This is a genomic window from Verrucomicrobiia bacterium (assembly GCA_035577545.1).
In the GTDB taxonomy this organism is placed as follows: domain Bacteria; phylum Verrucomicrobiota; class Verrucomicrobiia; order Palsa-1439; family Palsa-1439; genus Palsa-1439.
The window spans coordinates 1-13,016 of record DATLVI010000030.1 but is presented as its reverse complement, the minus strand read 5'-3'; the positions used below and the strand labels follow the sequence as shown (position 1 = coordinate 13,016).

Here is a 13,016-nt window from a genome sequence, read left to right as displayed (position 1 = left end):
GCGCAGCGGGCTTGTTTTCTGGCGCAGCGGGCGTTTACAATGCGCGGCCAATGAATCTGCCGAACAGGCTGACAGTCGCGCGCATCGTCCTGACCGTTTATTTCGTCATGGCGCTGCTGTTGCCGCCCGCCGGCTGGCTGCGGTCGCACTTCCCGTTTGGGAAGACGACGGCGCTGATCATCTTCATCGTGGCGAGCCTGACGGACTGGTTGGATGGCTGGTACGCGCGCCGGTACAAGGTGGAGACGAATTTTGGCATGTTGTTGGACCCTCTGGCCGACAAAATCCTGACGACGGCAGCTTTCATCTGCTTTATCGAGCAGCCCAGCTACCGGCCCGGCGTGCCGTTGGTCCAGGCGTGGATGGCGCTGGTGATCGTCGCGCGGGATTTCCTGGTCACGGGGCTACGGTTGGTGGCCAGCCAACAGGGCGTCGTGCTTCGCGCCGAGTGGCTGGGTAAACACAAGACCATCTCGCAGATGGTGACGATCATTATCATCCTGCTCGGATTGGCCGCCCGTGAGGACTGGAATTGCTTTGGCACGGACTATCAGCGATTCAACATAATTTTTTCACGGACAGCGTTTGGGCTGATGCTGTGGACCGTCGGGCTGACACTTCTCTCGGGCATCGTCTATTTTTACAAGAACGGAGAACGCTTCCTTCACGATGCGTGACCGACTCGTTAAATTCCTGGCGACGGGTTTCGGGATCGGTTATCTGCCGGCGGCACCCGGGACGGCAGGCTCGCTGGTTGGGGTCGGCTTCTGGTGGGCACTGAACCAAACGCATCATCTGTGGCTGCGCGGTCTGCTGCTGGTACTGGCCGTCGCGCTGGCCGTATGGTGCGCGGGTGCAGCGGCGGAATTGATGCATCATCCCGACCCACCGAGTGTTGTCATCGACGAGATTGTGGCGCTACCTCTGGCGATGATCGGTTTGGGCGCGCATTGGTGGCATGTCGTTGTGGCCTTTGCGCTGTTTCGCCTGTTCGACATCTGGAAGCCACCGCCCGTGGGCGACGCGGAGAGTTTTTCGGGGGGAATCGGAATCGTTCTGGACGATCTACTGGCAGCCGCCTACGCGTGCGCGGGGACGCATTTGGTTGTGTACCTGGTCAGTTTGACGAGGCATTGAGTTTCGCGAGGAACTTCTCGAGTTGGCCGGTGTCGAAGTTGGCGAGCACGTGACCATCCACGACGATGGTAGGCACGTAACTCTGGCCGGAAATACGTTGCATCTCGTCGTCGGCAGACGGGTCGCGACCCACGTCGATTTCGGTAAATGGGATGCCATGCGCCTTCAAGTAGTTTTTGGCTTCGACGCACCAGCCGCACCAGTTACGCGAGTAAAGTTTGACGTCCCGCATGATTTTTCCTTGTGAAACGCCCGCTAACATCGCAGATTGGATGCCGTTTGCAACCTTGCGGTTGCGTGTAAACTCATGAAAATCCTGATTGCTGATCCAATCTCAAAACGTGGCGTCGAATTGCTGCGTGCCAACAAGGCTTTCCAGGTTGACGAAAACGTTGGCCTGAAAGAGGACGCGCTTTGCGAAATCATTGGCGAATACGACGCGCTGGTCGTTCGCAGCCAGACCAAGGTGAACAAACGCGTCATCGAAGCCGCGAAGAAACTCCGCGTTGTCGGGCGGGCCGGTGTTGGCGTTGATAACGTCGATGTGGACGCAGCGACGCGTCGGGGCATCATCGTGATGAACACGCCCGGCGGCAACACGATCTCCACGGCAGAGCACACGTTCTCCATGATGATGGCGCTGGCTCGTAGTATTCCGCAGGCCCACGCATCGATGAAGGCGGGGAAGTGGGACCGCAAATCCTTTGAAGGCACTGAACTCTACAACAAGACCCTTGGCGTTATTGGCATGGGGCGCATCGGCACGGAGGTGGCGCGGCGGGCGATTGCGTTTGGGATGCGCGTGTTGGCGTATGATCCGTTCCTGAGCCTGAGCCGCGCGAAGGCACTGCAGGTTGAAGTCGTGGAACTCGATGAGATCTACTCGCGCTCAGATTTCATTACGGTGCATGTCCCGATGACCGACCAGACGCGCGGGATGATCAACAAAGATACGATTGCGAAGATGAAGGATGGCGTGCGGCTGATCAACTGCGCGCGCGGCGGCATCATCAACGAGAAGGATTTGTACGACGCCATCAAAGGCGGCAAGGTTGGCGGCGCGGCGCTCGACGTTTATGAGCAGGAGCCGCCTAAGGATTCGCCGCTGCTGGAATTGCCGCAGGTCGTGATGACGCCGCATCTCGCGGCATCGACGCAGGAAGCGCAGGAATCGGTCGGTGTGGAGGTTGCTGAGCAGATTGCCGATGTGTTGGCGGGTGGCACCATCCGCAACGCCGTGAATATGCCGACCATCGACGCGAAAGTGCTGGCGGTGCTGCAACCCTACCTGACCTTCGGCGAGAAGATGGGTCGGCTCTTGGCGCAGATCGCACCGCAGCGTATCGAGCGACTTGCGATTGAGTTTTGCGGCAAGGCGGGAGAGTTGGAGAGCGGCCCGATTGGGCGGGCGGTCCTGAAAGGTTTCCTCGAAAACGCCCAAGGCGGCGATGTGAATTACGTCAACGCGCCTGTCATCGCGCAAACGCTTGGCATTCGTGTCGGCGAAGTGAAGAGCAATGAGCCGATTGATTATGCAGAGCTGATCAACGTCCGCGCGTTTGTGGAGGGGCAGGTCGCGAGCGTGTCCGGCACGTTCTACGGTTCGGCGAACAATCCGCGTATCGTCCGCATTAACGACATGCCGGTCGAGGTGGTACCGCACGGTGTATTGTTCATGATGAGCAACAAGGACCGGCCGGGCATCGTCGGTTGGATCGGCACGATCATGGGCAAGCACGGTGTCAACATCGCCAGCATGTCCCTCGGTCGCGACAAGGAAGGCGGGCAGGCATTGACGGTGCTAAATCTCGACAGCGCGCCCAGCGACGCTCTCCTTTCTGAAATCCGCAAGGACAAGGACATCTTCGACGTGAAGGTGGCGAAGCTGTAGTTGCACCAGTCTTGAAGATGAGCGACGTATTCATTTTGGGAGCAGGCTTTTCGAAGGCTATATTTTCCCAAATGCTTTTGCTTCCGGAACTGTCGGACGAAGTCGAGAAGTTCTGGCTGGCCAATAACAGAAGGCCTGCAATTTGTGACCTATTCCGACGGGAATTAGAGTTGTGGTTGTCCTTTTTATTGGAAGATCATCCCTGGCTGATGGAAGCAGAGAATTTACGAAATCGGGCACTTGGCCTTGATGCGTTAGGCGCTATCAAGAATCGTTTGTTTGTACGCGAAGAAATAGCCGTCGGCTACGAATGTCCTACTTGGTTTACACAATTAGTCGAATACTGGCGTACAAATTCGGTGTCGGTCTTCACGCTCAATTACGATTCGTTGGTGGAGAGATGCGCAGCATCATTAGGGATAAAGACTGGCAATCTATACCCTGTTCCACTCACCCCCTCCGGACAGCGCCTCGGCGCCGTTCTCGCTGCAAAGCACACGTCAACGTTCCGCCTATTTAAGCTACACGGATCAGGTAGTTGGTTCTACTCTGGCAGTGAGTTCGCTAGGGGAGAAACAATTTATTACATTCCATATACGGGCTGGAGTCAAACACCTGCTCCTGAAGATCCTATGGTAGCATCAATCGCCGACAAAGCACCTCTGATCGTTCCGCCGCGATTTAATAAAGGAAATTATTTGCGGCACGAAACTGTGCATCAACTTTGGACCAGAGCGAGCTATGCACTTCAAGCTGCGAAGAGAGTTTTTGTCCTCGGATACTCTTTGCCCCCTACCGACCTTGAAATGCGCTATTTTTTGGCGACAAATACCAAAAACGGTTCGCCGGCCGTGTACGTGGTTGATAAGAATCCAGAAATCATTGAAAGGTTTGCGGCTGTGTTCAACAATCCTTCCATCAATCAGCAGTTCGTTTACGATGGCGAGCCAATACCTGCATTCGTGGACGCGTTAACCTCAGAACAACTGTGAATCTCGATTGTAATTCTTGCAGTGGGGCATCGACGTGAAGTATACCGCTAGATCTTGATGAAGCTCTCTCCCGATAAAAAGCTTGCGGGTATCCTTTGCCCCGTGTTTGCGATTCGGACTGAGGGGGACCTGGGCATTGGCGACACCGAAGGTGTGAACCAGATGATCGATTGGTGTCACAAGCATGGGTTCAGCATGTTGCAGGTGCTGCCGATCAATGAAACCAGCGACGACAACTCGCCGTACAATGCCATCAGTTCGATGGCGCTCGACCCAACGACGATCGCCATCTCACCGAAGTATATTCCGGATTTGTCGGCAGCGAAATTCAAGGAGATTGCGAAGTCGGAGTTGCTCAAGGAACTGCGCGCGGGTGCGGTGAAATATACGAAGGTGAAGGAACTGAAACGCGCGCTACTACGCGCGGCGTTTGAGGCGTTCCTTGCGGAGCACTGGAACAATAAAACTGAGCGTAGTGAGGGGTTTCGCACGTTCTTGGGCGAGAATGGGGACTGGATTTCCGACTACGCGATGTTTCGCGTGTTGATGGAGGATTACCACGACTGGCCCACGTGGGACGAATGGCCGGTGGATCGCCAGAACCCGAAGAAGGCGTGGTCATGGTTCCTGTCGTTGTCGCCACGGCAGCGCGATGCGTACGCCGAGCGCATCCTCTTTTGCGCGTACGTCCAATGGATCGCTTACGATCAATGGCAGAAGGTCAAGGAGCACGGCACGCAGAAGAAAGTGTACCTGATGGGTGACATCCCCTTCGGCGTCAACCGCTACAGTTCCGATGTTTGGGGCAATCGTGCCATCTTCGACCTTGCCTGGAGTGGCGGGTGTCCACCTGAGAAGGTTTTCAAGGTCGATCCGTTTACCGAGAAATGGGGGCAGAATTGGGGCATTCCGCTGTACAAGTGGGAGGTTTCGCGCGAGCGCAACCATGATTGGTGGCGCATCCGCTGCGGCAATATCCACAAGGTGTTCCACCTTTTCCGCATCGACCATGTGCTCGGTTTCTTCCGCATTTACTCATTCCCATGGCCACCCAAGGAAAACGGAAAATTCCTGCCCCTGACCGAGGAGGAAGCCGTGAAACGCACCGGCGGTCGTGTGCCACATTTTCAACCGAACGCCGATGACACTCCCGCGGGAGCGAAGTTCAACCAGAAACAAGGCGAGGAACTACTGGCGATGGTGCTGGAGGCAGCGGGCGATACGGCCGTCGTCGCAGAAGATCTCGGTGTCGTGCCGCCGTACGTCCCGCTGACGCTGGATCACTTGAGAATTCCCGGTTACAAAATTCCACACTTTTTGCGCGAGAAGGATTACGCTTTTGTTGATGGCAAGACTTACCCGCGTTTGTCGCTGGCCACGCCCGCGACTCACGACCACCCTCCCATTGTGAGCATGTGGCGCGAATTATGGGAGAAAGCTGATGGTGGTGACGACGGGGCACGATGGGATCTGAAGCGGTGGATGAAGTACTGTGGTGCGGAACAGGAAGCGCCCCCGCGCGAGTTCAACGATCACATCCATCAACTCATCCTGCGCGGCGTGCTCAACTCCAATTCCTGGCTCGCTGTGTTCATGATCACCGACGTTTTCGGCAGCGAAGGACGGTTCAATGTTCCCGGCGCGGTCAGCGAAGGGAACTGGTCCTACCGCCTTGATAAAACCGTGGCCGAACTGGACAAAGATCCGCACCTCCTCCACAAGACGCAAATGTGCGCCAAGCTGGTGAAAGAAAGCCACCGGCTGCCGTAAAGCTATTTCGGGGTGATAGCTTCTGAAGACGGCGTCTGCTCGATCAACTTTTTGAATCTAGATTGCTTGCAGTACCGCTCCCGCGTGACCGGGGGCTTTAACTTTGCGGAAGATCTTTTTAAGCGCGCCATCGGGGCCTATGACAAACGTGCTGCGTTCGATGCCCATGTACTTCTTGCCGTACATCGATTTCTCCTTCCAGACGCCGTACGCCTCGGCTATTTGGTGGTCTTCGTCGGCGACAAGCGAGTAGGGGAGCCCATGCTCGGCGATGAATTTCTCATGCGACTCGGGTGAATCGGGGCTGATGCCGATGACCACGGCATCATTGTCCTGGATTTTCTCGTAGAGGTCGCGGAACTCACACGCTTCGGTCGTGCAGCCCGGTGTAAAATCCTTGGGGTAGAAATAAACGACAACGGTTGAACCTTTGTTGGCCGCCAATTCGAGAAACGACGGGGCGGTATCGCCTTCCTTAAGTTCTTTCATTACGGTCTCCTTTACGTTTCACGCCAATTTTCGGGCATAAATCCGCCACTTCACATAGGATGCAATCCGGGCGGCGCGCGGTGCAGCGTTTTCTCCCGTGCCAAATTAGCAGATGGGAGAAATCAATCCAGTCTCTCTTTGGAACCACTTTTATCAGAGCCTGTTCAATCCTTTCGGGAGTCGTTTGCCGGGTCAGTCCCAGGCGGCGCGAGAGACGCATGACGTGTGTATCCACCACGATGCCTTCCGCTTTGCCGTAAGCGACGCCGAGGACGACGTTGGCCGTCTTGCGACCGATGCCGTCGAGTTGGATGAGTTCAGCGAGCGTGTCGGGTACTTTGCCGCCATGCTTTGCCGCAATGCCCTGGCAGCAGTTGCGGATGGAGCGTGCCTTGTTGCGGAAAAAGCCGGTGCTGCGAATCAGCGACTCCAGTTCGGCTGACGGCGCGGTGGCGAAGTCGACGGCGGTACGATAACGCTTGAAAAGCGCGGGGGTGACGAGATTCACCCGTGCGTCTGTGCACTGTGCGCTGAGGATCGTCGCGACGAGAAGTTGAAGCGGGTTGTCGTGACGCAGCGCACAGCGGACTTCAGGGTATGCGGTCCGCAGGCGACGGAGGATGCTGCGGCAACGCGGCAATAATTTGCTCTTGGCAACGCCCACGGTTCGCAGTATAGCATAGCTGTAAGGACGCACTCAGTTTCACCGCGAATATTTCAAAGAGGAAGAGGAGAGAGCGATTATGGCGCATGTTGTGGCTGAACCCTGTATCGGTTGCAAATTCACCGATTGCGTGGAGGTTTGTCCCGTCAACTGTTTTTACGAAGTCGACGATCGGTTGTATATCCATCCCGATGAGTGCATCGACTGCACGGCGTGCGTTCCGGTCTGTCCCGTGGAGGCGATTTTCACCGAGAGCGACCTGCCGGCAAAGTGGAACAGCTTCATCGCCGAAAACCGCGACAAATGTGCCGGTGCAGCTAACATTACTGTCAAGAAGGAGCCACTGGGCAAGGACAAGCCCGAGTGCAAGCCGGGCGCGCGCAAACCCTAGTCGTGCGCGGCTTCCGATCTGCCTTTGCCTGATGACCCGACAAGTTGGTCGATCGGCTGGTAGCGGTAATAGACTTCGAGAATCAGCGCGCCCAGTGCGGTGGAGTAGGCGGGTGTGTTGGCGAGTTCCCGGGTTTCGATGTTGCTGTGCGGGGGCGGCAGCCAGCGTCCGTCACGTTGTTGGTTCTTCACCATCGTGTCGCGAATCTCGTTGTTCCAGTATTCCCAATACGGGCCGCCTCCCTGAAACATTGCCTGGGTCATGTAGTACCAACCGTAGAGGATGAAATCACCTTCGGTTTTTTCCCAGTCGACCTTCTGTTCGCGCAGGTAATCCAGAGAGGCCTTGATGCGGAGGTCGTTTTCGTTGCCGAGGAACTGCTGGCACAAGACGCCGACGGCGGTCATGGATGGGTAACGCTCCGGTTTTTGGTAGCCGAAGCCCGGGTTTTTCGTGTCGTACATGTTCCAGAGATACTGCGCGGCTTTGTCGAACACGGCTTGGGGAATTTCAACGCCGGCGGCCTGGGCTGACTTCAGGGCCAGAACCATCCATCCGGTAACCGATACATCCGAGTCATTGGGCTGCGACTGGTTGCGCCATCCACCGACATCTTGAGGCCGGGTTTTTGGCGCCGCCTGTCCGCGAAAGACGGCTTGGAGGGCCCGGTCGAGCGGTTTTCGGAGAATCGGTGATTGTGTCATCGCGTAGCCTTCCGATAGCGCGAGGACGACCGGACCTTGCGAATAGCCGTAGCCGACGTAGTCCTGGTTTACGCCGCTAACGAGCCCGTTGGTATCAATATGTTGCGCCAGATACAACAGGCCCTTGCTAACGGCCTGACCGAACTCCGTTGAATCCGGAGTTTCGCCATGTCCCAGGAACGCGAGTGTGGCGAGTGCCGTGCCCGCCGGGGCGCTCTGGCCGCATTTCCACGAGCCGGCCCTTTCCTGGTTGGCCTTCAGCCAACGGAGAGCTGACACGACGGCCCTTTCAGTCTCGGCGCTGCCCTGAAACTTGTTGAGATTCATCGCGCGTTGCGGGCCCATGCGCGCGCCGAAGTTCCCGCCGCCGGGTCCCATGACTCCGGCGGTGCCGATCTTCGTTTCCCCCATGCCAACCGGTGATGCCAGGCCCATGTCGCTGGGATTGCCCACGGGGCGAACAATCGCGGTGGCTGCCTCACTCATCACGCCGATGACCTCGGCAGCGTTATCCTGGTTCGCTTCTGCGGACGGGGTCAAGATGTGGGCTTTGTAGGTTTCCGGCGTGCTACCGGCGGCGGGTACACCGCCGGCGCCTTTGCCCGGTGTTCCGCCACCACCGCCGACCGTCGCACCTTTGTATTCGAAATCACGATACGCGGCATTGGGGTTGTCGGGCTCCTTATCAGATACGGGTGGCGGCAGGGAGGCGGCTTCAAACGAGGCGACGACATTCGGCAGGATGGCCACAATTCTGATTGATCCCAGAACAGCCAGCAAAGCGGCATGGAGCAATAGCGCAATGATGAAGAACCGCATAAGACGCGTTTGCGCCGTCAACCACGCCGGGAATTTGCTCGTGATGGCTTTCATCGCTTAGGATTGCGGTGGGGATGCAGGCAGCACTGCCAATTCCTGCTGCGCATTGCCACTAAACCTTCCAGCGGGGAAGCGACGTAGATACGCCTGGAATGCGCTGCGGGCCGCATCCGTATTGCCCAGGACCTGATGGCATTGTCCGCTGCGGAACGACGCTTCCTCGCCGCGCGGGCCGCTGGTCAGCAAGGCCACGCGCAGATAGTACGGGAGAGCGGTCTTCTTGTTTTCCTTCTCATTGTCCCGGAGGTTGAAGAAGTAGTTGCCGAGCAGGAACGCGGCCTCGCTGGCGCTCTCGCCCTTGCTGCTGGCCATGATTTTGTTGAGGAGGTCGACTGCCTTGGCGTTGGTGGAAGAGTTGGCTTGCGCCAGGTAAACCTTCGCGAGATCCAATTGGGCGGCAGTGTTCTGTGGGTCGGCAGTGAGCACCTGATTGAAGGCTTTTTCCGCGTCATCAAGCCGGTTCAGACGCAAGCATGCCTCCGCGAAACCAAACCGGGCAAGCGATGTCGTGCGCGGGTCTTTCGGATCAAGCGCGAGAGACTTTTGGAAGGCATCCCGTGCCTGGGCAAAACGTTCTTTCCGGAACATATCGTTACCAACAGCGTCATACACGGCGGCAATCTCCTGAACAGCGAACGGTGTGAGATCATGATTCGGATATTTGTCGATGAGTCGCCGATAGGCCCGGATGGCGGCATCAAAGTGCGACCTCACCGCTTCATTGCGAGCGATCTGGTAGAGGGCTTCCGGAACGAGCTGGTTGTCGGGCCAACGGTTTACAAATTCTTGGAACGAAGTGACTGACCTGTCAATACCCTCTGCGCCGAGATAGGCGTAGAGATAGCCGAGTTGGAAGGTAACCTCCGGCACCAGCCCGCTCTTCGGGAACTTCGAGCGGATCAGTTCGTAGCTCTTCACCGCGTTGGTCAGGTTTTCGTGGACCGTCGTGGGATCGTTGGTGTTTTGGGACAGCTGGAAATAAGAGCGGCCGAGGCGGAACAACCCATCAGGCATCCGCTCGTCGGTAGGATACTGTTGCAGGTATGCCGTGAAGTTGTCGCGAGCGCGGGCGAAACTCTGGAGGTCGTAGTAGCAAGTGGCGATGCGGAAAGCAATCAGCGCACGAACAGCGGGGACCGCCTCGGATGTGGAAAGGAAGCGTTCATAGTAGGCGATGGCATTCGTGTACCGCCTGGCTTCGAACATGGCCTCGCCAGCGAGGTAGAGTCCTTGGGCAGCGCGTGGGTGGTGGCTCGCCGCGAGTTGCTGATAAACTTTCTCAGCGTCGTCGTAGTTCTTTTCCGTGGTCGAGATCTGGCCGAGGATTAACAACGTGCCAACGGAGGCTTCGGTGTCATCGGGGAATTGCGATCGTATCCTTTGCACGACGACCTTCGAAGCTTTCAAATCATTCTGCCGAAGGAGCGCCCAGGCCTCACCGAGCATGGCACCCAGCATCAGTTTGTGCTGCGGATACTGTGTTTCAAATTGACGATAAAGATCGATGGCCTTCGGGTAATTCTTCGATGCTTGGAAACACTCGGCCTCCTGCAGGATTGCCTGAGGAATGATAGGAGCAGCCGGGTCTGCTTTGATGAGGCGGACGAAGGTGTCGATAGCCTCCTGATATCGATGAAGGCCGGCCCAACACCAACCCTGAAGGTAAATTGCTTGTGGAACGGATGCGCTCAACTTGTACTGGGTCTCGAACTGTTGAAAGGCAGTGAGCGCTTCGGGAAGCTTGCCATCGTGGTACAACTGCTGTGCGTCATGGAAGGCCTTTTCGGTAGCGGATTCGGGCTCTTGTGCCAACAATGGAGTCGCACTTAGCAGCAACGCTGCCAGGCAGGACAGGAGGCAAGTGGAGTTGCAGGCTGTGCTCATTGGGCGGAAGCAACATTTTCAGCGAGTGGCCGGAAGGCGACCTTGCGCAGGTGCGCTTGCGCACAGGCATCCAGGACACTGATCACATCCTGGTAGCTGGTATCGGGATCGCCCTCGATGACGACAGTCGTGTCCTGGCCGAGTGCGACCAGTTGCATCAGGGTGTCGCGAAGACTGACAATGTCGTAGGTGTTGGCATCGTTGACGAGGATGGTGTCCTTGTCCTTGACGTGTAGGATAATGTCGAGCGGCACCTGTGTGGGAGCGATTCTGGCGCTGACGAGCGGTAACTTGGTGTCGATGCGCTTCTCGCGCTTGTTGAACGTGGAGAAGGTCATGTAGAAAATCAGCAGGATGAGAATCGTGTCGATCATCGGGATAATCTCGACGCGACCGCGCTTCACTGCTCGACGTTTGAGTCTCATTTTTCCAATGTCGCGAACGTCACGTCGGCAATGCCGGCCCTGGAGCAGACCTTGAGGAAGGCGCTAAGGTCCTTGTAGTTCATGTCACGGCTGCCGCGCAGGATCAACGAGTTCAGGCCCGGATCCGTCGTCTTCATGTGGCTGAGCAGATTTGACAGTTCACCAATTTTGTAGCGATGACCGGCCACCGTCACGTTGTCGGAGGAACCCATGTTGACGATGATCTGGTTGGGGGATTGCGTGAAGTCGGCGCCCACGACGGATTGCGGCAGTTTGATACTCGCATCACGCTGGAGCTCCGCGAACCGCGAGAAGCTCATATAAAAGATCAGCAGGATGACGATCGTGTCAATCATCGGGATGATCTCAATCCGTCCCCGCTTGATTTGGCGGCGCTTGAGCTTCATGGGCGGCTCAGCGCGGGGTGGAGGACTTGAGGATGACCATCAATTCGGCGAGGCTCCGCTCCGTGTCCATGAGGATGGCCTCCTTTTTGCCGGTGAAATAGTTGTAGGCAAAGAGCGCGGGAATTGCCACCGCCAGGCCGGTTGCGGTGTTGATTAGCGCCTCGGAAATCCCGCCAGCCAGCTTGTTGGGATCGCTCATGCCGATGGCGGCCACGATGCTGAAGGATTTGATCATCCCGATGGTTGTGCCCAGCAGCCCGAGCAACGGGCAGAGGGTCACCATGGAATCGAGTTGGGGGAGGAACTTTTCCATGGAGATCTGTTCCCTGGTCGCCGCGCTTTGCGCGACGCCTTCGATTTGTTCGGGAGGACAGCCGTTGCGGGAGGCCTGGATCGTGGCGCGAATCACCTGGGCGACAACGCCCGGCGCATCGTTGATGGCGGTGAGCGCTTCCGCGAGCGAGCCCGCATGTTTGATTTTCCGGATCAATTCCTCGGCGTTGCCGGTCGCGTCGCGATAGTACATGAACCGCTCGATGATCAATGTCACTGTCAGAATCGAACAAGCGACAAGAACAAAGAACACATACGGCGGGGTCCTCGCGACCGACCAGATCATTTCGAAGGCAGTTTTCTGCACGGTGGCTGTTGCGGAGCCAGCGGCTTCCTGCGCGAGCGCCGGCCAAGCCTGGCCGATCAAGACTGCCAGGAAGATGCGGAACCCAATTCGGGACGCTTTAGCGGGTAGCAACCGCATGGTGGTGACCTCCAGTTAGAAACGCCGACAACATCGCCGCGTTTATAGGTACTCGTGGTGAACATGGCAAACACTTTCCCGCACGAGTGTGCGCGACGAATCCCCCATCTCGCGGGCCATCAGCCGCGTCCAAGAATCACCCGGGAAAGGTACTCAGGCTTTCGCTTCCACGTCTTTCTCGGCCATTGCGGCTTTGCGGCTGAGTTTGACACGGCCACGATCATCGATCCCCAAGACCTTGACCCACGCTTCATCGCCGAGTTTCAGTACGTCTTCCACCTTGTTGACGCGGTGGTCAGCAATTTCGCTGATGTGCAGGAGACCATCGCGGTCGGGCATGATTTCGACGAAGGCGCCGAATTCTTTGATGCCAACGACCTTGCCGCGATAGATCTTGCCAACCTCGACTTCCGCCGTGATGGACTTGATCTGTTCGATGGCGCGGTCGGCGGCTTCGCCGTCCGTTGAGAAGATGTGAATCGTGCCGTCGTCCTCGATGTCGATCTGACAGCCGGTGGCTTCCACGATGCCCTTGATGACCTTGCCTTGCGGCCCGATGACAGCGCCGATTTTCTCGGGGTTGATGTGAATGGCGGTAATGCGCGGCGCGTACTTGGAGAGTTCCG

15 protein-coding genes are annotated in these 13,016 nt (G+C 57.2%); 6 read left to right on the top strand and 9 right to left on the bottom strand.

What is annotated here, in order from left to right; genetic code table 11:
• Positions 1-50: 50 nt before the first annotated feature.
• Entirely contained in the window at positions 51-677 is a 627-nt protein-coding gene (gene pgsA, locus VNL17_10335; protein HXI84473.1) for a CDP-diacylglycerol--glycerol-3-phosphate 3-phosphatidyltransferase, read from the top strand.
• Positions 670-1,137, top strand: a complete 468-nt coding sequence (locus VNL17_10330) for a phosphatidylglycerophosphatase A (protein HXI84472.1) — start codon at positions 670-672, stop codon at positions 1,135-1,137. Before pgsA ends, VNL17_10330 begins: the two co-directional genes overlap by 8 nt.
• Here the strand turns inward: VNL17_10330 and VNL17_10325 are convergent.
• Complete coding sequence (locus VNL17_10325; protein HXI84471.1) at positions 1,118-1,369, bottom strand: glutaredoxin domain-containing protein; 252 nt, start codon at positions 1,367-1,369, stop codon at positions 1,118-1,120. The two genes, VNL17_10330 and VNL17_10325, sit on opposite strands and share 20 nt — an antisense overlap.
• Before the next feature lie 75 nt (positions 1,370-1,444).
• Between VNL17_10325 and serA the strand changes: the two genes are divergently transcribed.
• Genes serA through VNL17_10310 form a run of 3 tightly spaced genes read left to right on the top strand, consistent with a single transcriptional unit; the run spans position 1,445 to position 5,790 of the window.
• A complete protein-coding gene (serA, locus tag VNL17_10320) occupies positions 1,445-3,028 on the top strand; it encodes a phosphoglycerate dehydrogenase (protein HXI84470.1) in 1,584 nt (527 codons plus the stop codon).
• Positions 3,029-3,045: 17 nt separating this feature from the next.
• Positions 3,046-4,020: a hypothetical protein gene (locus VNL17_10315; GenBank protein ID HXI84469.1), complete on the top strand. Its 975-nt coding sequence runs from the start codon at positions 3,046-3,048 to the stop codon at positions 4,018-4,020.
• Positions 4,021-4,077: 57 nt separating this feature from the next.
• Positions 4,078-5,790 (top strand): 4-alpha-glucanotransferase, encoded by a 1,713-nt coding sequence (locus VNL17_10310; GenBank protein HXI84468.1) that lies wholly within the window; start codon positions 4,078-4,080, stop codon positions 5,788-5,790.
• A gap of 57 nt (positions 5,791-5,847) precedes the next feature.
• Here VNL17_10310 and bcp read toward each other — a convergent pair whose 3' ends face one another.
• Positions 5,848-6,279, bottom strand: a complete 432-nt coding sequence (gene bcp, locus VNL17_10305; protein HXI84467.1) for a thioredoxin-dependent thiol peroxidase — start codon at positions 6,277-6,279, stop codon at positions 5,848-5,850.
• Positions 6,266-6,943, bottom strand: a complete 678-nt coding sequence (gene nth / locus VNL17_10300; protein ID HXI84466.1) for an endonuclease III — start codon at positions 6,941-6,943, stop codon at positions 6,266-6,268. The genes bcp and nth overlap by 14 nt, the downstream gene beginning before the upstream one ends.
• Before the next feature lie 79 nt (positions 6,944-7,022).
• On the opposite strand from nth, the gene VNL17_10295 reads away from it, so the two are divergent.
• Positions 7,023-7,334, top strand: coding sequence for a ferredoxin family protein (locus VNL17_10295; protein ID HXI84465.1), 312 nt, complete (start codon positions 7,023-7,025; stop codon positions 7,332-7,334).
• Here VNL17_10295 and VNL17_10290 read toward each other — a convergent pair.
• The 6 genes from VNL17_10290 to VNL17_10265 form a co-directional block, all read right to left on the bottom strand.
• The gene (locus tag VNL17_10290) at positions 7,331-8,911 is read right to left on the bottom strand and encodes a hypothetical protein (GenBank protein ID HXI84464.1); all 1,581 of its coding nucleotides are present in this window, start codon (positions 8,909-8,911) and stop codon (positions 7,331-7,333) included. The genes VNL17_10295 and VNL17_10290 overlap by 4 nt on opposite strands.
• A 3-nt stretch (positions 8,912-8,914) precedes the next feature.
• Positions 8,915-10,801, bottom strand: coding sequence for a tetratricopeptide repeat protein (locus VNL17_10285; GenBank protein HXI84463.1), 1,887 nt, complete (start codon positions 10,799-10,801; stop codon positions 8,915-8,917).
• On the bottom strand, positions 10,798-11,226 hold the full coding sequence (locus VNL17_10280) for a biopolymer transporter ExbD (GenBank protein ID HXI84462.1): 429 nt from the start codon (positions 11,224-11,226) through the stop codon (positions 10,798-10,800). The genes VNL17_10285 and VNL17_10280 overlap by 4 nt, the downstream gene beginning before the upstream one ends.
• On the bottom strand, positions 11,223-11,633 hold the full coding sequence (locus VNL17_10275; GenBank protein ID HXI84461.1) for a biopolymer transporter ExbD: 411 nt from the start codon (positions 11,631-11,633) through the stop codon (positions 11,223-11,225). The genes VNL17_10280 and VNL17_10275 overlap by 4 nt, the downstream gene beginning before the upstream one ends.
• A gap of 7 nt (positions 11,634-11,640) precedes the next feature.
• Positions 11,641-12,390: a MotA/TolQ/ExbB proton channel family protein gene (locus tag VNL17_10270; GenBank protein ID HXI84460.1), complete on the bottom strand. Its 750-nt coding sequence runs from the start codon at positions 12,388-12,390 to the stop codon at positions 11,641-11,643.
• Between the two features lie 153 nt (positions 12,391-12,543).
• Positions 12,544-13,016, bottom strand: a 473-nt coding sequence (locus VNL17_10265; protein ID HXI84459.1) for a S1 RNA-binding domain-containing protein, incomplete at its 5' end; no start/stop codon positions are given.